The sequence below is a fragment of the Georgenia sp. X1117 genome (assembly GCF_057784635.1).
Map to the genome: position 1 here is coordinate 2110485 of NZ_CM173492.1, position 21619 is coordinate 2132103.

Below are 21619 nucleotides of genomic sequence, written 5' to 3' on the forward strand. Positions count from 1 at the left end.
CCCGTGGGCGCAGTCTCCCAGGAGACGCAGGTCACCGTGGCGGCCCGGGCAGGGGAGTTCGGCCCGGTCGGCACAAGGCGCGAGCGCCCGGCACGACGCGCGAGGGCCCGGCCGTGGCGAGGGCTGGGCATCTGACCGACCCGCGCCCGACCGGGCCCGTCGTCCTGCCTGCCGTCGGCTCAGCCGGCGCGGCGCAGGCGCAGCGAGTTGAGCACGACGATCACCGAGCTCGCGGCCATCGCCGCCGCCGCGATGCCCGGGTTGAGCAGCCCGGCCGCCGCGAGCGGGATCGCCCCGACGTTGTAGAAGAACGCCCAGAACAGGTTCTGCTTGATGATCCGCAGCGTCGCCCGCGAGATCCGCACGGCGGTGGGCACGGCGTCCAGCTCCGTGCGCACGAGCGTGAGGTCGGCGGCCTCGATGGCGATGTCGGTCCCGGTCCCCATCGCCAGGCCGAGGTCGGACTGCGCGAGCGCGGCGGCGTCGTTGACGCCGTCGCCGACCATCGCGACGACCCGGCCCTCGCCCTGGAGCCGCTCGACGACGGCCACCTTGTCCGCGGGCAGCACCTCGGCGGTGACGTCCCCGGCGGCGATGCCGACCTCCTCGGCGACCTGCCGGGCCGCCGACGCGTTGTCCCCGGTGAGCAGGTGGACCCGCAGGCCCAGGTCGCGCAGGTCGGCCACGGCGCGCGCGGAGTCCGGCCGCACGGTGTCGCGCACCGACAGCACGCCCCGGGCGGCCCCGTCCCAGGCCACGACGACGGCGGTCGCCCCGCTCCGCTCGGCGGCGGCGTGGGCCGCGGCGTGGTCGCCGAGGACGACGCCCTCCTCGGCCAGCCAGGACGGCCGGCCCACGAGCGCCTCGACCTGCCCGCCCTCGGCGTCCGGCGCGGCGTCGTCGGGGGAGGAGGTGGGCGCGGGCAGGGTGACCCGGGCCCGGACGCCGCGTCCGGCGGCGTTGGTGAAGCCCGTCGTGGCGGGCAGCGGCAGCCCGCGCTCGCCGGCGGCCTCGGTGATCGCCCGCGCCACGGGGTGCTCGGAGCCGGCCTCCACGGCGGCGGCCACGGCGAGGGCGTCCGCCTCGCCGCTCACGTCGGTCAGGCTCATCCGCCCGGCGGTGACGGTGCCGGTCTTGTCCAGCACGACGGTGTCGATCGCGCGGGTGGACTCGAGGATCTCCGGGCCCTTGATGAGCACGCCGAGGCCGGCGGCGCGGCCGGTGCCGACGAGCAGGGCGGTGGGGGTGGCCAGGCCGAGCGCGCAGGGGCAGGCCACGACGAGGACGGCGACGGCGGCGGTGAAGGCCTGCTCGGTCGAGCCGCCGGCGAGCAGCCAGCCGACCAGGACGGCGATCGCGATGCCGATGACGACGGGCACGAACACGGCCGAGACCCGGTCGGCGAGCCGCTGGACGGGTGCCTTGCCGGACTGGGCGCGGGTGACCATGCGGCCGATCTGGGCCAGCGTGGTCTCGTCGCCGACGCGGGTGGCGCGCACGAGCAGCGAGCCGGAGGTGGCGACGGTGGCGCCGGTGACCTCCTCGCCCTCGCCGACCTCGACCGGGACCGACTCACCGGTCAGCAGGGAGGTGTCGACCGCCGAGGCGCCCTCGACGACGACGCCGTCGGTGGCGATCTTCTCCCCGGGACGGACGACGAAGAGGTCGCCCGCGGCGAGCCGCTCGACGGGGACGCGCTCCTCGGTGCGGGTGCCGTCGGGGGCGACGGTCACCCGGGCGACGTCCTTCGCGCCGAGCTCGAGCAGCGAGCGCAGGGCGTCGCCGGCGCGGTGGCGCGAGCGGGCCTCGGCGTAGCGGCCCACGAGGAGGAAGACGACGATGAGCGCGGCGGTCTCGAAGTAGAGGTGGGGGACGTCGTGGGCGCCGTGGGCCGACTCCCGCGCCGGCCACAGCGACATGTCCATCCGCATGCCGATCTCGCCGGCGCCGCCGAGGAGGATCGCCCACAGCGACCACAGGGTCGAGGCGATGACGCCGAGCGAGACGAGGGTGTCCATCGTCGAGGCGCCGTGCCGGGCGGCACGGAAGGCGGCGGTGTGGAAGGGCCAGGCGCACCACGTGGCGATCGGCAGGGCGAGGGCCATGACCACCCACTGCCAGCCGGGGAACTGCCAGGCCGGGACCATGGAGAGCACGCCGACGGGGATGCCGAGGACGAGGGCGACGACGAGGCGTCGGCGCAGGTCCTTCGCGCGGCGCTCGGTGGGCGTCGAGGTGTCGTAGGTGTCGGCGTCGTCCCCGAGCGGGGCGTGGTCGTGGCCGTCGTCGGGCTCGGGGGCGCCGATCCCGGTGCGGGAGGTGACGTGGCCGTCGTAGCCGGCGGAGCGCAGGGCCTCGACGAGGTCAGTGTCCTCGACGTCGGCGGTGAGTGCGAGGTGGGCGGAGTCGGTGGCGAGGTTGACGGTGGCGGTGACGCCGTCGAGCCGGTTGAGCTTCTTCTCGACGCGGCGGACGCAGCTCGCGCAGGTCATGCCCTCGACCTCGAGGTCGACCTCACCGAGGACGGTGGCGTCGAGGATCGGGGGGTGCCCGTCGGCGGTGGGCGTGGTGCTGGTCATCGTGGGCCCTCTTCTCGTGGGAGGTGGCGGGCCGCGGGGGTGGTGCGCCGCGTGGCGCGACCTGGGGTCGCGGGACGTCGACGTCTGGCCGGGCGGTCGGTGCTGGTGGTGCTGCTTCCGGTGGAGCGGGCGGGTCCGCTCAGGCGCGGACGGCGGTGAGCTCGTAGCCCGCCTCGGCGACCGCGGCGCGCAGGGCGTCCTGCGCCAGCGGGGCCTGCGAGGTGACCGTGACCGGCGAGGTGCCGCCGGCGACCAGATCGACGTCGACGGAGGTGACGCCGTCGATGCCGGAGATCTCCTCGGTGACGGACTGCGCGCAGTGGCCGCAGGTCATGCCGGTGACGTCGAGGACGGTGGTGGTCATGGGGTGCTCCTTCGGTGGTGGTCGGGCTGAGGATCATGGGGCCGGGGGTGGCGGTCCCGGCGTCGGGGGTCAGACGCGCAGCAGGCGGGAGATCGCGGAGGTGGCCTCGGCGACCTTGGCCCGGCCCTCCTCCTCGGAGGAGGCGGCGGCCTCGACGACGCAGTGGCCGACGTGGCCCTCGACGAGCTTGAGCCCGACGGTCTGCAGGGCCTTCGTCACCGCGGAGATCTGGGTGAGGACGTCGATGCAGTAGGTGTCGTCCTCGACCATGCGGTTGATGCCGCGGACCTGGCCCTCGATCCGGCCCAGACGACGGGCGATGTCGTCCTTGTCGTGGGTGTAGCCGTGCATGGGGACCTCCTGGGTGCGTGTGCCGGGCAGGACCCAGCATACCCCTGCAGGGTATGTCTGGATACCCCCTGGGGGTGAAGGTCGTCACCGCCGACGGCGGCTCCGGCGCCCGTCGAGGTCGATGCTCCCAGCGGGTGGGTGACGGCGGGTGGGCCCGAGGTCCCGCGGTCCCGGGGTTGCTGGTCAGCGGGCCGCCGTCGGCCCGGCCTCAGTCGGCGGAAAGGTGCTCGGACCACCAGTCGGGGATGTGCTCCGGGGCGCGGGGGTGGCGCTCGAGCTCGGTGGTGTAGTCGGTCTCCTTGGGCTTCGTGCGCCAGGTCGGCTGGATGACGTGGTCGGTGGCCAGCTTGACGGTCCCGGCCGGCTCGACGCTGATGACTGCCGTCAGCCACGCCCCCTTGCCGCCGTTGTCGGCGGAGTCGACCCGCAGCTTGGCCACCGCCTGGGCGACCTCCTTGCCCAGCCCCTGCAGCGTGACCTCGGTGCCGTCCGCGGTGGTGGCGCCGGCACGGATCTCGCCGCGGGTGCCGAGCATGACGGCCACGAGCCGCGCCTTCTGCCAGTCCGCGGGCACGAGCTCGACCATGCCGCGCACGATCGTCTGCAGCTCGGCGCGGTGCTTGACGGCGGGGTGGTTCTCGTCGGCGCCCTCCGGCGAGCCGAGCGTGAGCTGGGTGTTCGAGCCGACCGGCGCGTGGGGCCGCGGGACCGCCGAACGGGCGTCGGCCCGCTCGCGCTTGTACTCCTCGCCCTTGGCGAGCTGCTCCTCGGTCGCCCACTGCTTGGGCACGCGCTGGGCGTAGACGACGTCGGCGAGCTCCTCCCAGGGGACGGTCTTCTCGTAGACGCCGGGGTCGAGCTTGTCCATCTTGTGCCGCTCGGCGAGCTTGGCGTCGCGGGCGATGGAGAAGATGCGGGCGCGCCGTGTGCCCTGCTGGTCGACCTGGTCGTCGACGACGCGCACGGGCACCCCGTTCCAGCGTGCCGTGCAGTGCATGGCGACGAGCTCGTCGACCTCGGAGCGCACCACCTGCTTGGCCCAGGTGCCGGCCTCGGTCATGGTGAAGCCCTGCGCCTCGGCGTCCTTGCTCGGCGAGACGAGCGTGATGACGGTGGGTCGGCCGTCGTCGTCGAGCCGGACGTCGGCGGCCCAGGTGGTGCCGTCGACCTTGGCGACGTAGCCGACGAGCTTGGACGGCACCGCGGTGGCGAAGAGGTCGCCGGCCGCGTGGTTCTGCCAGCCGTACGCCGGCCCGTGGTAGGTCCCCAGGTGCTCGGGCTCGTCCTGGCCCGGCAGGAAGCGCCACAGTCGCGCGCCGACGGTGAGGCGGTCGTGCTCGATCCAGGCCAGGGGCGCGCGCACGTCGCCGACCTCGACGAAGCCCGTGCCGGTGAAGGGCTCGCGCTCGAGGAAGTTCCCCTTGACCTTGGCCCGCTCGACCTCGGAGCGCCCGCCGGTGGCGGGGACCATCTGCCAGGTCGGCGAGAGCGGCACGTGCAGGACGTCGATCGGCTGGTCCGGTGCGAAGGGGGTGCCGGGAAAGCTCAGCCCGTGCAGAGCGAAGAGGTCGCGGGTGTTGGCGAGGGTGGCGACCTCGGCGGCCGGGACGACGAAACCGCTGACCCGGTCGAGCCCCTTCTCGAGGTAGACCTTGGCCATCGCGGGGGTGACGGCCTTCTGCAGGACGAGCTGGGACATGGGGGCCTTCCGGGTCGGGATCCTGCCGACAACGGTACGTGACGCGCGAGTGGCCCGGGGCGGGTGGTGGCGGGCCCCTCGTGCCGGGCGGGGGCGTGTGGCGGTTCGAGATATTGGTGATTGCTGATATCACGGAGTGATGATAGACAGGGGCCGTGGACGCCTTTGCCCTCCTCGCCGATCCGGTCCGACGCCGGATCGTCGAGGTGCTGTCCGACGGCGAACGGGCGGCCGGCGAGGTCGGCGCGCTCGTCCAGGGCGAGTTCGGGATCAGCCAGCCGGCGGTGTCCAACCAGCTGCGGGTACTGCGCGAGGCGGGGGCCGTCGAGGTCGAGGCCCGCGGCTCGCGGCGGATCTACCGGCTCCGCGACGGCGCGCTCGACGAGGTCGACGTGTGGACGGAGCGCTACGCGCGCCTGTGGTCCCAGCGCCTCGACGCGCTCGGGACCGAGCTCGCCCGGGGGCGGCGGACCGCACGCACACCGAAGGAGAGAGACCATGGACCAGAGCATCGTCCGGGCACTGACCGGACCGCGTGACCACCCCGTCCTCAGCCTCGTCCGGGTCTACCGGGCCCAGCCGGCCGACCTGCGCGACGCGTGCACGGACACCGCCCGGCTGGCGCGCTGGTTCGGCACGGTGACCGGCGAGCCGGCCGGGGTCGGGGACACGTTCGAGGCCGCGCTCTCCGACGACCCGGAGGACCGCGCGACCGGCCGCGTGCTGCGCTGCGCGGACGACGAGGTCGCCGTCGAGTGGTCGTGGCAGGGCGAGGCGACGAGCATGATCTCCGCGCGGTTCCGGCCGGTCGACGACGACCGCACCGAGCTCACGCTGCGTCACGAGCTGGCGGAGCCCGACCACGCCGCGGGGTACGGCGGCGGCTGGGAGCAGGTCCTCCAGTTGCTCGCCCGGGCGCTCGGGGTCGCCGATCCGGGCGCGCCGGCCGACGCCGACGTCGAGTCCGCCGCCGTCGGGACCTGGCGGACGATCACGCGGGCGCCGCTCGAGCTCGGTCGCACACTCGACGCCGACGCGCAGCGGGTGTGGGCGGCACTGGCCACCGCGGACGGCCTGCGCAGGTGGTGGTGGAGCCACTGGGACGACGTGACGATCGAGGCCGACGTGCGGCCCGGCGGGGCCTACCGGATCGAGGCGCCCGGCGCGGGCATCGTGCTCGACGGTCGGTACCTCGACGTCGTCCCCCCGGCCGCCGGCCGGGCCGGCCGGCTGTCGATGACGTGGCGGTGGGCCGACGCCGAGGGCACCTCCGCGGACGAGGCCGTCGACATCCGGGTCCTGCCCGACGCCGACGGCACGCGGCTCACCGTGCGCCACAGCGGGCCGTGGTCCGACGACGCCCCCGCCGCGAGCTACCGCCAGGGTTGGGAGTTCACGCTCGACGCGCTCGCCGCGGCGCTCTGACGCAGCGGTCACGGGGACTACCGTGTGTGGATGCGCCTCGGAGTCCTCGACGTCGGATCCAACACCGTGCACCTCGTGGTGCTCGACGCCGTGCGGGACGCGCGGCCCGACCCGGAGTCCTCCGACCGGTCGACGGTCCGGCTCATGCAGTACCTCTCCGACGACGGGACGATCGTGCCCGAGGGCGTCAAGGCGCTGAAGAAGGCCGTCAAGCGCGCCCGGAAGGCGGCCGAGCAGTTCGGTTGCGAGGAGCTCGTCGGCATGGCGACCTCCGCCATCCGGGAGGCGAGGAACGGGCCCGAGGTGCTCGCGAAGCTGGAGAAGGCCGCGGGCGTCCCGCTGCGCGTGCTCAGCGGCGACCAGGAGGCCGAGCTGACCTTCCTCGCGGCACGCCGCTGGCAGGGCTGGGCGGCCGGGCGCCTCCTCGTGCTCGACATCGGCGGCGGCTCGCTGGAGATCGCCCTCGGCATCGACGAGACGCCCGAGTACCGGGTCTCCCTGCCGCTGGGGGCCGGCCGGCTCACGCGGCACTTCCTCACCTCCGACCCGCCCGAGAAGCAGCAGATGTCCTCCCTCCAGCGGCGCATCGACAAGCTGCTGGCGCCGGTGGCCAAGGACCTCGGCGACCTGCCCGCGCCCGACCACGTCGTCGTCACCTCGAAGACCTTCCGCTCGCTCGCGCGCCTGGCCGGCTTCTCGCAGTCCGTCATCGGCCCCGAGGAGCGGCGCCGGATGGCGCTGCGCGACCTCCAGGACTGGGTGCCCCGCCTCGCGCGCATCCCCGCCGAGCAGCGCATGGAGCTGCCCGGCATCACCCCCGAGCGCACGCACCAGATCGTGGCCGGCGCCGTCGTGGCGGAGTCGGCGATGCGCCACCTGGGGGTCGACAAGGTCGAGGTCTGCCCGTGGGCGCTGCGCGAGGGCGCGATCCTGCGGCGGATCGACCACATGTCGGGCCCGGACAACGGCGACAACCTCGCGCCGCTGGGCGCGGGAGCCTCCGCCGGCCGTGGTGGCGGGGGACCGGTCTCGTCCTTCGTCTGACCCCGGCGTCTGCTCCCCGCGGAGCGACGAACCGCAGTGTGACCGACCCGTGCGGGCCGGGCTCCACGCCCCGGTCCGGGCTCAGCCCGCGCGGCCGATCGCGCTCGTTCCGCCGGCCTCAGCTGTCGCGGCCGGGCTCGGTCGCCCCGCGGCCGGGCCGCAGCAGACCCCAGAAGGCCGGCAGCCGACCGGCCGGCTCGTGCGCGACGACGTCGAAGCCGAAGCGCGCGTAGATCTCGACGTTGCGCGCGGAGTTGGTCTCCAACCACACCGGCACCCCCGTGCGGTCCGCGCGGGCGAGCCCGCGGCGCAGCAGCGCACCGGCCAGGCCCCGGCCCTGGTGGTCGGGGTGCGTGGCGAGGAACGCGAGGTACCAGGCCGAGCCGCGGTCGTGGCGACGTCGTGCGGCGTGGGCCTGCCGGTCGGCCGCCGCCAGCCGCAGGACGGCCCCCGCGCCGAGCCCGAGCAGTGGCCGGGTGGTGCCGCCGACCAGCTGGTCCAGCGCCCCCGGGGACCGGCCCGGCGGGTACCAGACGGCCACGGCACCGCCGTCGCCGGCCGTGTCGACGACCCCGTGGGACCGGGCGACGCGCACGCTCGCCGCCGCCCAGGGCGTGAGCCGTCGGGACCGCCGGCCGTCGTCGGGCAGGACCCAGCGGAAGAGCGGGTCGGCGTCGAACGCACGCGCGAGCAGGGCGCCGAGCTCGCCGTCCTGACCGGGGGCGGCCGGCGTGACCTCGGCGGTCATGCTGCGGGTCCGGCGGCGGGCGGGGTCCCGTCGTCGGGGCCGGTCCCGGCGGCGGTCCCCGACCGCCCCTTGCGGACGTGGCTGACGACGAACCAGATGAGCAGGGCGAGCACGACGGCGATGACCACGTACTGGAACCAGCTCATGTAGTCCTCGACGACGTGCCAGTTCTCGCCGAGGTAGTAGCCGGCGAGGATGAGCACGGTGTTCCACACGGCCGAGCCGAGGGTGGTGAGCAGGCCGAAGACGAGCAGCGGCATGCGGGTGATGCCGGCGGGGATGGAGATCAGCGACCGGAAGATGGGGATGAACCGGCCCACGAGCACGGTCCACCGGCCGTTCTTCTCGAACCAGGCCTCGGTCTTCTCCACGTCCTCGACCTTGACGAGCGGCAGCCAGTTCATGATGGCGCGCGTGCGCTCGCGCCCCAGCGCGGCCCCGACGCCGTAGAGCGCGTAGGCGCCGAACACCGAGCCGGCGGTGCACCACAGGATCGCCTCGAGCAGCCCGAAGGAGTCCCCGCGCGAGGCGGTGAACCCGGCCAGCGGGAGGATGATCTCCGAGGGGATCGGCGGGAAGAGGTTCTCGATGGCGATGAGCAGGGCCGCACCGAAGCCGCCGAGGGACTCCATCATGCTCACCGCCCAGCCGGCGATGCCGTCGAGCTGCTCGGTGCCGCCGGCGCTCGCGGCGAGCGGGGCCAGGGGCGTGGCGGGCAGGTGGGCGAGGGCGGTCGACGTCACCGGTCCAACCTATGGCGAGCGGGGACGGCCGTGCGGTCGGCCCGCCGTGAGATGCCCGACGGTGGGGCTGAAGGGCCGACCGCAGGCTGGTCCGGGCCGATCCGATCGTGGATCCGCCCCGCCGTGCCCGACAGGTGGAAGCATGGCTGCATGAGCGCGACGTCCAACGAGTTCATCAAGGGGGCGGGCGCCTGCATGGCGACGCTCAACGTCATGCAGGGACGCGGCCGGGTGCGCTGGATGGTGCGCAACGAGCCCCAGGCGCCGGAGGACTCCGGCTGGCGGATCTTCTCGGAGTTCGACAGCGAGGAGTACATCAACGACCCGGCGAACATCCAGGTCGTCGACTACAACTCGGTGTGCGCGATCGAGCCGGCCGTCATCCTCGTGCACGCGCTCCCCGTGGGTGCGGATGTCGAGCTCCGGTACGCGGGGCGTCGGGTCCGGGTGCACGACGCGACGGACGGCGGGCGCGACATCACCGACGAGCTCATGGGACACGATCGTGGCTGATCTCGGGCTCGACGCGGCCAGGCCGAGGATGCGGAGATCGTCGCCCCCCTCGCCGGTCGGGGGCGCACACCGCTCGAGGCGACGGGTGCCGACCCGCGCCAGGGGATGATCCGCGAGAAGATCGCCCGGCTGAGCGCCGGCTGATCCGCCGCGCGCCGCCTCAGACGTGCCGGCGGACGAGCTCGGCCGACAGCCCGGTGTAGCTCGCCGGCGTGAGCTCGAGGAGCCGGTCCTCGACCTCGCCCGGCAGCCCGAGCGAGCCGATGAACTCCCGCATCGCGGGGCCGTCCACCTTCCGACCGCGGGTGAGCTCCTTGAGCCGCTCGTAGGGGTCCTCCATGCCGGTGGCGCCCGCGATCGAGGCGGCGCGCATCGCCTGCTGGACGGCCTCGCCGAGGACCTCCCAGTTCGCGTCGAGGTCGCGGGCCATCGCCTCGGCGTCGACGTCGAGGCCGGCCAGCCCGCGGCGCACGTTGTCGACCGCGAGCAGCGAGTGCCCGAAAGCCGTGCCGATGTTGCGCTGCGTGGAGGAGTCGGTGAGGTCGCGCTGCAGGCGGGAGGTCACCAGCGTGGCGGCCAGGGTGTCGAGCAGCGCGCAGCTGATCTCGAGGTTCGCCTCGGCGTTCTCGAAGCGGATCGGGTTGACCTTGTGCGGCATCGTCGAGGAGCCGGTCGAGCCCTGCGCGGAGAGCCGCTGACGGAAGTAGCCCAGCGAGATGTACGTCCACACGTCGGTGGCCAGGTTGTGCAGCACCCGGTTGAAGCGCGCGACGTCGGCGTAGAGCTCGGCCTGCCAGTCGTGCGCCTCGATCTGCGTGGTCAGCGGGTTGAAGCTCAGCCCGAGCCCGGTGACGAACTGCTCGGCGACAGCCGGCCAGTCGGTGCCGGGCACGGCGACGACGTGCGCGCCGTACGTGCCGGTCGCCCCGTTGATCTTGCCGCGGAACTCCGTCGCGGCGACCCGGGCCAGCTGACGGCGCAGCCGGGCGACGGTGACTGCCAGCTCCTTGCCGAGCGTGACGGGCGTGGCGGCCTGACCGTGGGTCCGCGCGAGCATGGGGACCTCGGCGGTGGCGCCGGCCAGGGCGGCGAGCTCGTCGGTCAGGGCCGTGGCGGCCGGCAGCCACACGTCGACGACGGCGGAGCGCACCGTCAGGGCGTAGGAGAGGTTGTTGACGTCCTCGGAGGTGCAGAAGATGTGCACGATCTCCTGCGCGGCGGGCAGCGAGCTGTCGGGGCCGAGCGCGTCCGCCGCTGCGGCCAGGCGCCGCTTGAGGAGGTACTCGACCGCCTTGACGTCGTGGCGCGTCTCGGCCTCGATGGCCGCGTGCTCGGCGACCTCCTCGGCGCCGAAGGTCTCGACGAGGCCCCGGAGGTAGGCGCGCTCGGCGTCGGTGAGGGTGGGGGCGCCGGGCAGGGCGCCGGTGTCGCACAGGTGGATGAGCCACTCGACCTCGACGTGCAGCCGGGCCCGGTTGAGGGCGGCCTCGCTGAGGTGGTCGACCAGGGGGGCGACGGCGCCGCGGTAGCGCCCGTCGAGCGACCCGAGGGCGACGGGCGGGGTGATCGAGGACAGGTCTGTGCGCGCCATGGGGCGATTCTCCCCCAGACCGGGAGGCGGCCGGACCGTCAGTCCCGGGGCGCCGACGCCTCCGCCGCCGCGCGGGCGGCCGTCGGGAGGGCGTCGAGGACCCGGTCGAGGGCGGCGTCGTCGTGGGCGGCGGTGAGGAACCACGCCTCGAAGGCGCTGGGCGGCAGGAGCACCCCGGCCGCGGCCATCGCCCGGAAGAACGCCGGGTAGCGCCACGTCTCGGAGGCCTTCGCGCTCGCGTAGTCCGTCACGCCCGCCGCCGCGGACTCGCCGAGGAAGACCGAGAAGAGGTTGCCCGCGCGGCTGACGACGTGCGGCAGCCCGGCGGCGTCCAGGGCCTCGCCCACCGCGTCGGCCACGATCCCGGCGGCCCGGTCCACGGCCGCGTAGACGGCGTCGTCGGCGAGGCGGAGCGTGGCCAGCCCGGCGGCCGTCGCGAGCGGGTTCCCCGACAGCGTGCCCGCCTGGTAGACGGGCCCGCCCGGGGCGAGGTGGTCCATCACCGCGGCGCTGCCGGCGAGCGCGGCCAGCGGCATCCCCCCGCCGAGCACCTTGCCGAAGGTGAACAGGTCCGGCGCCCAGCCCTCCTCGGCGCCCTCGATGCCCCACCAGCCGGCCGGGCCCACGCGGAAGCCGGTGAGCACCTCGTCGAGGACGAGCAGCGCGCCGTGGGCGGTGGTCAGTTCGCGCAGCGCGCGGTTGTACCCGGGCGCCGGTGCGACGACGCCCATGTTCGCCGCTGCCCCCTCGACGATGACCGCCGCCACGCGGTCGCCGTGGGTGTCGAGGACCGCGCGCACGGCCTCGACGTCGTTGTAGGGCACGACGGCGGTCAGCGCCGCGATCTCCTCGGGCACCCCGGGGGTGCCGGGGATGCCGAGGGTGGCCACCCCGGAGCCGGCGTCGACCAGGAGGGAGTCGGAGTGCCCGTGGTAGTGGCCGGCGACCTTGACGACGAGCGGCCGACCGGTCACCCCGCGGGCGAGGCGGATCGCGGTCATCGTCGCCTCGGTGCCCGAGCTGACGAGGCGCACGCGCTCGGCCGGGGCCACGCGTGCGGTGACGGCGCGGGCCAGCTCGGTCTCGGCCGTCGTGGGGGCGCCGAAGCTCAGGCCCGCCGCGGCGGCCGCCTGCACCGCGGCGACGACCGCCGGGTGGGCGTGCCCGAGCAGGGCCGGGCCCCACGAGGCGACGAGGTCGACGTACTCGCGCCCGTCGACGTCGCGCACGTAGGGCCCCTGGGCCGAGGAGAGGAACCGCGGTGTGCCGCCGACCGAGCCGTACGCGCGCACGGGGGAGTCGACGCCGCCGGGGATCGCCGCCAGCGCCTCGTCGAAGGCCGCCCGGCTCGCGGGTCCGGCCTCGGTCGCCTGGTCCATGTCCTGCTCCGTCATCGTCCGTCCCTCTCCCGCAGCCAGCCGGCCGCCTCGGTCGCCCAGTACGTCGCCACGATGCCCGCTCCGGCCCGCCGGATCGAGAGCAGCGTCTCGAGGATCGTGCGCCGCCGGTCGATCCACCCCTGCGCCGCGGCCGCCTCGACCATCGCCATCTCCCCGGACACGTGGTAGGCCGCCACCGGAACGTCGACGGCCGCCGCGACGTCGCCGAGGACGTCGAGGTAGAGCGAGGCGGGCTTGACCATGACGACGTCGGCGCCCTCCTCGACGTCGAGCAGCGTCTCGCGCAGCCCCTCGCGCCGGTTGGGCGGATCCATCTGGTAGGTCGTGCGGTCCCCGCGCAGCTGGGAGTCGACGGCCTCGCGGAAGGGCCCGTAGAGGGCGGAGGCGTACTTCGCGGCGTAGGCCAGCGTGCCGGTGCCGGTGTGCCCGGCGGCGTCCAGCGCGGCGCGCACGGCGGCGACCTGGCCGTCCATCATCCCGGACAGGCCGAGCAGCGAGGCCCCCGCCTCGGCCTGGGCCAGCGCCATCTGCGCGTAGCTGTCGAGGGTGGCGTCGTTGTCCACGGTCCCGTCGTCGGCGAGCAGGCCGCAGTGGCCGTGGTCGGTGAACTCGTCGAGGCACAGGTCCGAGACGACGACCATCGCCTCCCCGACCTCTTCGCGCAGCAGCCGCAGGCCGACGTTGGCCACGCCGTCGGGGTCGGTGGCCGCGCTGCCGGTCGCGTCGCGGGTGGCCGGGACGCCGAAGAGCATGATCCCCCCGACGCCGGCCTCGGCCGCCTCGGCGGCCGCGCGGCGCAGGGTCTCGGGCGTGTGCTGGACGACGCCGGGCATCGAGCCGATCGGGTGCGGCTCGGTGAGATCCTCGCGCAGGAAGACCGGCAGCACGAGGTCGGCCGGGTCCATGCGGGTCTCGGCGACGAGGCGGCGCAGCGCGGGGGTGGCGCGCAGCCGTCGGGGTCGCACGTGCGGGAAGCCGGTCATGGTCTCCTCCTGGTCCCGGCGGCGCGGGACGGGTCGGTCGTGGTGGGAACGGCAGCGGTGGGGGTGGTCGGGTCCTCGACGGTGGCGCCGGTCGCGGCGAGGCCCACGACGGCGGAGACCACCGCCTCCGGGGTGGGCGCCTCGGCGACCGCGGCGGTGCGCAGGCCGGCCGCGCGGACCGCCGCGGCGGTGGTGGGGCCGATGGCCACGAGCTCCACCAGGTCCGGGGGGCGCCCGGCGGTGGTGAGCAGGGCGCGCAGCGTGGAGGGCGCGGTGAGCACGACGACCTCGGGCCAGGTCGCGAGTGCGGCGCCCACGTCCTCGGCCGCGGCGGTGACGGTGGTGTAGACCGCGACGGCGGCCACCTCCCAGCCTGCCCCGGACAGGGCCGCGGAGGTGGCCGGGTCGGCCAGCGCGCTCGCCGGGAGCAGCACGCGGCGCGAGGGTGTGGCGGGGTCCCCGGTGCCGTCGAGCACTTTGACCTCTGGAGCCCCGACGACGGTGAGCAGCGACGCGGCCGTCCCCTCGGGTGCCTCGGCGTCGACCTCGATCCCGACCTCCGTCAGTGCCGCGGTGGTGGCGGGGCCGACCGAGCCCACGCGGGTCCCGCGCGAGCGGGCGAGGGCCACGGCCGCCGGCCACGGGCGGCCCCCGACCTCGTGGTGCTCGAGCCTCTCGACCGTGCGGGCGGAGGTGACGAGCACCCAGGCCGCGCCGGCGGGGTCGAGGTTGGCGTCCTCGACGTCGAGGGGCACGGTGCGGGTGAGCGTGACCTCGAGGACCTCGGCGCCGGCCGCCCGCAGGGCGTCGGCGAACCGATGGTGCCCGGTGCGGGGGACGAGGACCCGGGCAGCGGCGGTGGGCGCCGGGGTCATGCGTCGTCCATGAGGTCGGCGGCGCCGGCGATGAGCAGCTCGTCGGCGAGGTCGCGCCCCAGGGCCGCCGCCTCGGTGGTGTCGGCCGGGTCGAGCGGGGCCGCTGCCGAGCGGCGCAGGTGGAGGGCGCCGTCGGGGCGGGACACGACGGCATCGAGGGCGAGACCGGCGTCGGTGGAGGAGGCGAGCGCACCGACCGGGGCGGCGCAGCCGGCCTCGAGCCGGCCGAGCAGGGTGCGCTCGGCGACCACCGCCGCCGCGGAGGGCGCGTGGTGGATCGCGCGCAGGGCGGCCGCGAGGGCGGGCATGGTCTGGTCGGCGTCGTCCCGCGTCTCGACGGCGAGCGCCCCCTGACCCGGGGCGGGCAGGAAGTCGGGCGCGCCGAGGGCCTCGGTGACGGCGTCCTCGAGGCCGAGGCGTCGCAGGCCCGACAGGGCGAGCACGACGGCGTCGAGGTCGTCGTGGATGCGCGCGAGGCGGGTGGGGACGTTGCCGCGGATGTCGACGATCTCGACGTCCGAGCGGGCGATGCGCACCAGGGCGGCGCGGCGGGGCGAGCCCGTGCCCACGCGGGCGCCGGTCGGCAGGGTGGCCAGGGTGAGGCCGTCGCGGGCGCAGAGCGCGTCGCGGGAGTCCTCGCGCTCGGGGACCGCCGCGATGCTCAGCCCGGGGTAGGGGGCGACGGGCAGGTCCTTGAGCGAGTGCACGACGACGTCGACCTCATCGTCGAGCAGCGCGGCGCGCAGCGCGCCGACGAAGACCCCGGTCCCGCCGAGCGTGGACAGCGGGGCGCGGTTGACGTCGCCCTCGGTGCGCACGACGACGAGCTCGACCGGGCCGGCCCCGGCGGCGGTGAGGGCGTCAGCGACCTGGCCGGACTGGGTGCGGGCGAGGTCGGAGCCGCGGGTGCCCAGTCGCCAGGGACGGTCGGGAGGCGCGGAGGTCATGGCCCCATCCTCGCACCGGGACGCCCCGGGAGACATTCGAGATATACGCGCTCCGCGTGCCGAAAATGGCGCCGTCATCATTTCTGTGAGTTTGTCCTGACGGCCCGTCGTGACAATCACGGTGAATATGACGACGCGTCGTCATGTGCGCGTTTTGTCGTGGTTCTTGCGGGGTCAGAATCGTGTGAGGTGGCCGTGTGAGATGCCTGGCAGATCACCAGGCCCGGACGAGGTCGCGGGCGTGCGCCACGACCGCCGGCAGGCCCGTCCCGGCGACCCACGCGCCGGTGAGGTGCAGGCCCGCCGCGGCCGCGTCGTCGGTGAGCGCGGCGACGGCCGCCCGCGTGGCCGGGGTCTGCGGGGCGAGCGCACCGGAGTGGGAGACGGGCGCGTGGGCCAGCTGCTGCGAGCGGTCGAGGTCGACCCCCAGCAGGGCGGCGGCGTCGGCGAGGGCCTCCTCGACGTCGGCCCGGCGCGGTTCCTCGCCGGGCCGCCCGTAGGACAGCCGCACGGCATGGCGCCCGGCCAGCTGCTCGGCCACCCAGGGCCACTTCGCGCTCGCGTGGGTCAGTGCCTTCGCGCGCACCGCCCGTCCACCTGGACGTGCGCCCTCCTCGACGATGATCCCCGAGCCGCGCGGGGCGGCGGTCAGTTCGGGTGCGTCGAGCACGAGCGTGCGGTGCTCGACCGGGGCGCCGGGGGTGAGGCGCACCTCCGCCACGCCGGGGACGTGCCCGGCGAGCAGGCCGAGCGCGGCCGGGCCTGGCAGGGCGAGGACGACCCGCCGCGTGCGGACGCCGGTGGTGGTAGCGGTGCTGCTGGCAGTGGCGGCGGCAGGGGAAGTGGCTGTGTCCGTGGCGGGCGCTGCGGCGCCGCCGCCGACGTGCACGAGCCAGCCCCCGCCGTCGCGGGAGAGTGCGGTCACCGCGCGGCCGGTGCGCACCTCGGCCCCGGCGGCGCTCGCGGCCTCGAGCAGCGCGGCGGGCAGGCGGTGCATCCCGCCGCGCACGGTCGCCACCGCCGGCCGGTCCCCGACCAGGGCGCGCACCGCGGCACCGAGCGAGCCGGTCCGTGCCCGGGCGGCCCGCAGGCCCGGCGCGACGACGTCGACGTCGAGGTCCTCCGGGGCCGCCGCGTGCAGGGCGCCGACGACCGGTCGCACCAGCCGCTCGAGGGCGGCCTCGCCCATGGCCGCCCGCACGACCTCGGCCAGCGAGGTCGGGCCGTCCGCGCCCGCGTGCTCCGCGCCGGCGCCGAGCCCCGTGCCGCCGTCGCGCCGCGCGGCCCGCCCGGCCTCCTCGGCGCCGAGGAGCTCGACGACCGCCGGGTGCATGAGGTCGCCGGGGACGCCCAGCAGCGAGCCCGGCGGGACGGGTCGGGCGGGACCGCCGGCGGGCTGGACCCAGCTGGCGGCCGCCGGGTGCTCGACCGGCAGGCCGAGCTCGCGCGCCAGGTCGACGGCCGCGGGGCGGCGGGTGCCCATCGCCTCGGCGCCGGCGTCGAGCAGGACCTGCTCCTCCCCGATGGTCAGCGGCAGTGGTGCGACCAGGCCGCCCACCCGGTCGCGGGCCTCGAGCAGCAGCACCGACCGGCCCGCGCGGGCGGCGTCGAGGGCGGCGGTGAGCCCCGCGACCCCGCCCCCGACGACGACGACGTCCCAGGTCGTCCCCACCGTCACAGGCCGTGGACGAGCTCGACGACGCGGGTGAGCACGCCCGGGTCCGTCGTCGGGGGCACGCCGTGCCCGAGGTTGACGATGTGCCCCGGGGCGGCGCGGCCGGCCTCGACGACGTCGCGCACGTGCCGCTCGAGCACCTCCCACGGGGCGGTCAGCAGCGCGGGGTCGATGTTGCCCTGGAGCGGGACGCGGCCGCCGAGCCGATCGTTGGCGACGTCGAGCCCGATGCGGTGGTCGACGCCGACGACCTCGGCGTGCTCGGCCATGACGGTGAGCAGCTCGGAGGTCCCCGTGCCGAAGGTGATCCGCGGGACCCGGCCCGCGACCGGCGCGAGCGCGCGCGCCGACCAGGGGGCCGCGTGGCGGGTGTAGTCCGCGACCGACAGGGAGCCCGCCCAGGAGTCGAAGAGCTGGACGGCGCGCACCCCGGCGTCGACCTGGGCCGTGAGGAACGCGCCGGTGAGGTCCGCGGTCCAGGACATCAGCCGCTCCCAGGCCGCCGGGTCGGCGTGCATGAGGGAGCGGGCCGCCAGGTGGTCGCGCGAGGGACGACCCTCGACGAGGTAGGCGGCCAGCGTGAACGGGGCGCCGCCAAAGCCGATGAGCGGGGTCTCGCCCGGGCGGTCGCCGGTGCCCAGCTCGGCCACGACGGCGCGGACCGCCGCCGTGATGGGGGCGTGGTCCCCCGGCTCGTGGGCGACCAGGCGGTCGACGTCGGCGGCGGTGCGTACGGGCTCGGCGATGACCGGTCCGACGCCGGGGACGATCTCGACGTCGATCCCCGCCAGGCGCAGCGGCACGACGATGTCGGAGAAGAGGATCGCGGCGTCGACGCCGTGGCGGCGCACCGGCTGGCAGGTGATCTCCGCGGCGAGGTCGGGGGTCAGGCAGGCCTCGAGCATCTCCGTGCCCGCGCGCACCTCGCGGTACTCGGGCAGCGAGCGGCCGGCCTGCCGCATGAACCAGACCGGCAGGCGGTCCGTGCGCCGTCCGAAACTGGCCTCGAGAAGGGCGGGGGAGGAGGTCGGCCCGGACGCGGCGACGGGGTTACCGGAAATGGTCATGGCGAATAGTGTGCACGCGACCCGGGGCGGATTGCTAACCTGTTTCGGTGCCACTCGTCCTGCTTTCCGCCGATCATCACTCGGTGACCCTCGACGACCTCGAGCGGCTCAGCGTCGGCGCCGACGCCCTGCCGGCCGCGCTCACCCGGCACCCCGCCGTGGCCGGCGCGGTCGTGCTCACCACCTGCAACCGGGTCGAGCTCTACCTCGACGCCACCGACCCCGCCGAGGCCGTCGACAACGCTCGCCGCGCCCTGGCCTCCGCCTCGGGCGTGCCCGGGCCGGAGGTCGAGGCCCTGACGGCCACCACCCACGGCGCCCAGGTCGTCCAGCACCTATTCGAGGTGGCCGGCGGCCTGGACGCGATGGTGGTCGGCGAGCGGGAGATCGTCGGGCAGGTCCGCCGCGCCCTGGAGGATGCCCGTGCGGCCGGTGCCACGAGCCCCGGGCTCGAGGACCTGCTGCAGCGGGCCTCGAAGGCCTCGCGCCGCGTCGCGGTGGCCACGGACCTGGCCGCCGCCGGCCGTTCGGTGGTCTCGGTGGCCCTCGACCTCGCCGCGCACGTCACCGGGGTCAGGGCCGCGAGCGCGGCGTCCGCACCTGCGCCCCTTGCCGCCGTCGCGCCTCCGGCGCCCGCGGCCGCCGCCGACCCGGCGTGCCCCCGCGAGGCGGACGCTCCGGCCGTGCCCGGTCCCCGCGACCTGCCGCGCGCCAGCTGGGCGGGAGCCCGCGCGCTCGTCGTCGGCACCGGCGCCTACGCCGGCGCCACCCTGGCCGCCCTGCGCCGGCGCGAGTGCGCCGACATCCGCGTCTGGTCCGCCTCCGGCCGCGCCGAGCGCTTCGCCGCGGAGGAGCACGTCCGCCCCGCCGGCGACCTGGTGACCGAGCTCGCCGAGGCCGACGTCGTGGTGACCTGCCGTGGCACGGGCGTGCCCGTCGTCGACGAGGTCACGCTGGGCGCCGCGCTCGAGGCCCGCTGGGCGGCCGGACGCGACGAGGTGCTCGTCGTCGTCGACCTCGCCCTGCGGCACGACGTCACCCCGGCCGCGGCCGCCCTGGAGGGGGTGCGCGTCATCGACCTCGACACGGTCAAGGCCCACGCCCCGGCCGCCACCGACGGCCAGGTGCACCGCGCCCAGGAGGTGCTCGCCGAGGAGGTGCGCGCCGTCGTCGCGACCCGAGCCGAGCGCGAGATGGACGAGGTCGTCCTGGCCGTGCGCGACCGGGTCGGCGCCGCCCTGGAGGACGAGCTGGGCCGCCTGCCCATGGGCGGCACCGTCCCCGCCGACGACGCGGCCCGCGCCCTGCGGCGCCTGGCCGCCCGCCTCGCGCACCCGCCGACCGTCGCCGCGCGCACCGCCGGCCGGGAGGGACGCGGCGAGGAGTTCGCCCGCGCGCTCGAGCTCGTCACCGGCATCGCCGTGGGCGAGGAGCCCGCAGCGGGTGCCGCAGCAGCCACCGGCCCCGGCGCCACGGGCGCCACGAGACGAAGGAACACCGCGTGACCGTGACGACCCCCAGATCCGCGCAGCCGACCGGCGCCGGACGTGCCGACGACGCCGGACCGGCCGACGCAGTCGAGGCAGCCGAGCCGGCGGGAAGCGCCGGCGCGGCCGCCGCGCTGGCCCCCTACGACGCCGTCCTGCTCATGTCCTTCGGCGGCCCCGAGCGGCCCGAGGAGGTCGTGCCCTTCCTGCGCCGCGTCACCGCCGGGCGCGGGATCCCCGACGAGCGCCTCGAGGAGGTCGGCGAGCACTACTACGCCTTCGGCGGCCGCAGCCCGATCAACGACCTCAACCGCGACCTGCTCGCCGCCCTGCGCGCCGAGCTGGACTCACGCGGCCTCGACCTCCCGGTGGCCTGGGGCAACCGGAACTGGGACCCCGACGGCATCGACGTGCTGCGCGAGCTCTACGACGGCGGCGCCCGCCGCGTCGCCATGATCGCCACCTCCGCCTACGGCTCGTACTCCTCGTGCCGCCAGTACCGCCAGGACGTGGGCCGCTACGTGCCCGCCCTCGTGGCGGAGGGGCGCCCGCTGGTGGTCGACAAGGTGCGGCCCTACTTCAACGACCCCGGCTTCGTCGGCGCCAACGCCGACGCCGTCGAGGAGGCCATGCGCTCGCTGGACGCTGCGCCGCACCTTATGTTCGTCACCCACTCCATCCCGACGACGATGGAGCTCGCCTCCGGTCGTCGTGCCGCGGCGAGCTACGCCGAGCAGCACGAGGAGGTCGCCCGGCTCGTGGCCGCCGAGGTCGGGCGCCGGCTGGGCCGCGAGCTCGACTGGACGCTGACCTACTGCTCGCGCTCGGGCGACCCGCGCACCCCGTGGCTCGAGCCGGACGTCAACGATGCCCTCCGCGAGCTGGCCGCCACCGGTGCGAACTCGGTGGTGCTCAGCCCGATCGGCTTCGTCTCGGACCACATGGAGGTCGTCTACGACCTCGACACCGAGGCCGCCGCCACCGCCGAGGAGCTCGGCCTGCCGATGGCCCGGGCCGCGACGGCGGGCACCTCGCCGCTGTTCGTCGCCTCCCTGGTGGACCTGCTCCTCGACCTGGCCGCGGAGTCGCGCGGCGCCGGGCCAGGCGCCCCGGGGCGGCGCGCGGTGGTCGGCGACCTGCCGGCCTGGGACTCGGCCTGCGCGGTGGGCTGCTGCGCCGTGCGGGACGGTGTGGACGACGGACGGCTCGCGCTGTGCGGGCAGCCGGGGGACGTCGTGCCCCCGGTCGACACGGAGGGAGCGGCATGACCGAGGAGACCGCGCGGCCGGGCGCCGGCGACCAGGCCGGGGCGGGGGCGCCCGACGCCGAGGCGCTCAACGCGACGATCCGCTACACGATGTGGTCCGTCTTCGCGACGGCGCAGCCGCTGCCGGCGGACGCGCGCGAGCGGGACACGCTCGTCGCCGACGCCGAACGCGCCGTGCGTGCCACGGGCGTCGAGGTGCGCGGCTGGTACGACGTCGGGGGCCTGCGGGCCGACGCCGACCTCATGGTCTGGTGGCACGCCGGCTCGATCGAGGAGGTCCAGGCGGCCTACCACGCGCTGCGCGCGGCCGACCTCGGCGCCGCCCTGGAGCCGGTGTGGTCCGTCGTCGGGCTGCACCGCCCGGCCGAGTTCAACCGCAGCCACGTGCCCGCGTTCCTCGCGGGCGAGCCGGCCGGCGACTACCTCAGCGTCTACCCGTTCGTGCGCTCGCTCGACTGGTACGTGCTGCCCGCCGAGGACCGCAGCCGCATGCTGCGCGAGCACGGCATGGCCGCCCGCGACTACGCCGACGTCCGGGCCAACACGGTCTCCGCCTTCGCGCTCGGCGACTACGAGTGGATCCTCGCCTTCGAGGCCCCCGAGCTGCACCGGATCGTCGACGTCATGCGCGAGCTGCGCGGCGTCGATGCCCGCCGGCACGTGCGCGAGGAGACGCCCTTCTACACCGGGCCCCGCGTCGAGCTCGCGGACTGGGCCGGCCGGCAGCCGCTCGCGGCGGACTGACGCGGGAGCGGTACCCGGCGGGCTCCACAGCGCGCCCCCGCGCATCGGTGCCCACAGGTGGGGCCACCGCGCTGCGCCCGGCCCCACCCTCGCTGCCTAGCGTGCAGGGCGAGGAGA

At 75.8% G+C, this 21619-nt stretch carries 20 protein-coding genes; 7 read left to right on the forward strand and 13 right to left on the reverse strand.

Going from position 1 to position 21619, the window contains the following annotated elements; all coding sequences use genetic code 11:
• Positions 1-179: 179 nt before the first annotated feature.
• The 4 genes from AC3D3D_RS09715 to AC3D3D_RS09730 form a co-directional block, all read right to left on the reverse strand.
• Positions 180-2579: a heavy metal translocating P-type ATPase gene (locus AC3D3D_RS09715; protein WP_463661870.1), complete on the reverse strand. Its 2400-nt coding sequence runs from the start codon at positions 2577-2579 to the stop codon at positions 180-182.
• A 139-nt stretch (positions 2580-2718) separates the two neighbouring features.
• Positions 2719-2943, reverse strand: coding sequence for a heavy-metal-associated domain-containing protein (locus AC3D3D_RS09720; RefSeq protein WP_463661871.1), 225 nt, complete (start codon positions 2941-2943; stop codon positions 2719-2721).
• A 69-nt stretch (positions 2944-3012) separates the two neighbouring features.
• Positions 3013-3294, reverse strand: a complete 282-nt coding sequence (locus AC3D3D_RS09725) for a metal-sensitive transcriptional regulator (RefSeq protein WP_463661872.1) — start codon at positions 3292-3294, stop codon at positions 3013-3015.
• Positions 3295-3502: 208 nt separating this feature from the next.
• A complete protein-coding gene (locus AC3D3D_RS09730) occupies positions 3503-4993 on the reverse strand; it encodes a hypothetical protein (RefSeq protein WP_463661873.1) in 1491 nt (496 codons plus the stop codon).
• 155 nt (positions 4994-5148) lie between these two features.
• On the opposite strand from AC3D3D_RS09730, the gene AC3D3D_RS09735 reads away from it, so the two are divergent.
• Genes AC3D3D_RS09735 through AC3D3D_RS09745 form a run of 3 tightly spaced genes read left to right on the forward strand, consistent with a single transcriptional unit; the run spans position 5149 to position 7462 of the window.
• Entirely contained in the window at positions 5149-5532 is a 384-nt protein-coding gene (locus AC3D3D_RS09735; RefSeq protein ID WP_463661874.1) for an ArsR/SmtB family transcription factor, read from the forward strand.
• Complete coding sequence (locus tag AC3D3D_RS09740; RefSeq protein ID WP_463661875.1) at positions 5492-6418, forward strand: SRPBCC family protein; 927 nt, start codon at positions 5492-5494, stop codon at positions 6416-6418. The genes AC3D3D_RS09735 and AC3D3D_RS09740 overlap by 41 nt, the downstream gene beginning before the upstream one ends.
• Positions 6419-6448: 30 nt before the next feature.
• On the forward strand, positions 6449-7462 hold the full coding sequence (locus AC3D3D_RS09745) for a Ppx/GppA family phosphatase (RefSeq protein WP_463661876.1): 1014 nt from the start codon (positions 6449-6451) through the stop codon (positions 7460-7462).
• Positions 7463-7580: 118 nt separating this feature from the next.
• Here the strand turns inward: AC3D3D_RS09745 and AC3D3D_RS09750 are convergent, their stop codons facing one another.
• Complete coding sequence (locus AC3D3D_RS09750; protein ID WP_463661877.1) at positions 7581-8210, reverse strand: GNAT family N-acetyltransferase; 630 nt, start codon at positions 8208-8210, stop codon at positions 7581-7583.
• A complete protein-coding gene (locus tag AC3D3D_RS09755; protein ID WP_463661878.1) occupies positions 8207-8953 on the reverse strand; it encodes a DedA family protein in 747 nt (248 codons plus the stop codon). The genes AC3D3D_RS09750 and AC3D3D_RS09755 overlap by 4 nt, the downstream gene beginning before the upstream one ends.
• Positions 8954-9103: 150 nt before the next feature.
• Between AC3D3D_RS09755 and AC3D3D_RS09760 the strand changes: the two genes are divergently transcribed.
• Positions 9104-9466, forward strand: coding sequence for a DUF2185 domain-containing protein (locus tag AC3D3D_RS09760; RefSeq protein WP_463661879.1), 363 nt, complete (start codon positions 9104-9106; stop codon positions 9464-9466).
• A 160-nt stretch (positions 9467-9626) separates the two neighbouring features.
• Here the strand turns inward: AC3D3D_RS09760 and purB are convergent, their stop codons facing one another.
• The 7 genes from purB to hemE form a co-directional block, all read right to left on the reverse strand.
• Positions 9627-11057 carry an adenylosuccinate lyase gene (purB, locus tag AC3D3D_RS09765; RefSeq protein WP_463661880.1) on the reverse strand — a complete coding sequence of 477 codons (1431 nt, stop codon included), beginning with the start codon at positions 11055-11057 and terminating at the stop codon, positions 9627-9629.
• A 38-nt stretch (positions 11058-11095) separates the two neighbouring features.
• Positions 11096-12451, reverse strand: a complete 1356-nt coding sequence (gene hemL, locus AC3D3D_RS09770; RefSeq protein ID WP_463661881.1) for a glutamate-1-semialdehyde 2,1-aminomutase — start codon at positions 12449-12451, stop codon at positions 11096-11098.
• Positions 12448-13440, reverse strand: coding sequence for a porphobilinogen synthase (hemB, locus tag AC3D3D_RS09775; RefSeq protein ID WP_463661882.1), 993 nt, complete (start codon positions 13438-13440; stop codon positions 12448-12450). The genes hemL and hemB overlap by 4 nt, the downstream gene beginning before the upstream one ends.
• Positions 13437-14315, reverse strand: coding sequence for a uroporphyrinogen-III synthase (locus AC3D3D_RS09780; RefSeq protein ID WP_463661883.1), 879 nt, complete (start codon positions 14313-14315; stop codon positions 13437-13439). Before AC3D3D_RS09780 ends, hemB begins: the two co-directional genes overlap by 4 nt.
• Complete coding sequence (gene hemC / locus AC3D3D_RS09785; protein WP_463661884.1) at positions 14312-15262, reverse strand: hydroxymethylbilane synthase; 951 nt, start codon at positions 15260-15262, stop codon at positions 14312-14314. The genes AC3D3D_RS09780 and hemC overlap by 4 nt, the downstream gene beginning before the upstream one ends.
• A 214-nt stretch (positions 15263-15476) precedes the next feature.
• Positions 15477-16934 carry a protoporphyrinogen/coproporphyrinogen oxidase gene (locus AC3D3D_RS09790; RefSeq protein WP_463661885.1) on the reverse strand — a complete coding sequence of 486 codons (1458 nt, stop codon included), beginning with the start codon at positions 16932-16934 and terminating at the stop codon, positions 15477-15479.
• A 2-nt stretch (positions 16935-16936) separates the two neighbouring features.
• Positions 16937-18004, reverse strand: coding sequence for a uroporphyrinogen decarboxylase (gene hemE, locus AC3D3D_RS09795; protein WP_463661886.1), 1068 nt, complete (start codon positions 18002-18004; stop codon positions 16937-16939).
• Positions 18005-18087: 83 nt separating this feature from the next.
• Here hemE and AC3D3D_RS09800 point away from each other — a divergent pair, with 83 nt between their 5' ends.
• From AC3D3D_RS09800 to hemQ, 3 genes are read left to right on the forward strand one after another with little or no spacing between them, the layout of a single operon-like run.
• Positions 18088-19509 (forward strand): glutamyl-tRNA reductase, encoded by a 1422-nt coding sequence (locus AC3D3D_RS09800; RefSeq protein WP_463661887.1) that lies wholly within the window; start codon positions 18088-18090, stop codon positions 19507-19509.
• Positions 19506-20759, forward strand: coding sequence for a ferrochelatase (locus tag AC3D3D_RS09805; protein WP_463661888.1), 1254 nt, complete (start codon positions 19506-19508; stop codon positions 20757-20759). Before AC3D3D_RS09800 ends, AC3D3D_RS09805 begins: the two co-directional genes overlap by 4 nt.
• Entirely contained in the window at positions 20756-21502 is a 747-nt protein-coding gene (gene hemQ, locus AC3D3D_RS09810) for a hydrogen peroxide-dependent heme synthase (RefSeq protein ID WP_463661889.1), read from the forward strand. The genes AC3D3D_RS09805 and hemQ overlap by 4 nt, the downstream gene beginning before the upstream one ends.
• Positions 21503-21619 lie beyond the last annotated feature (117 nt).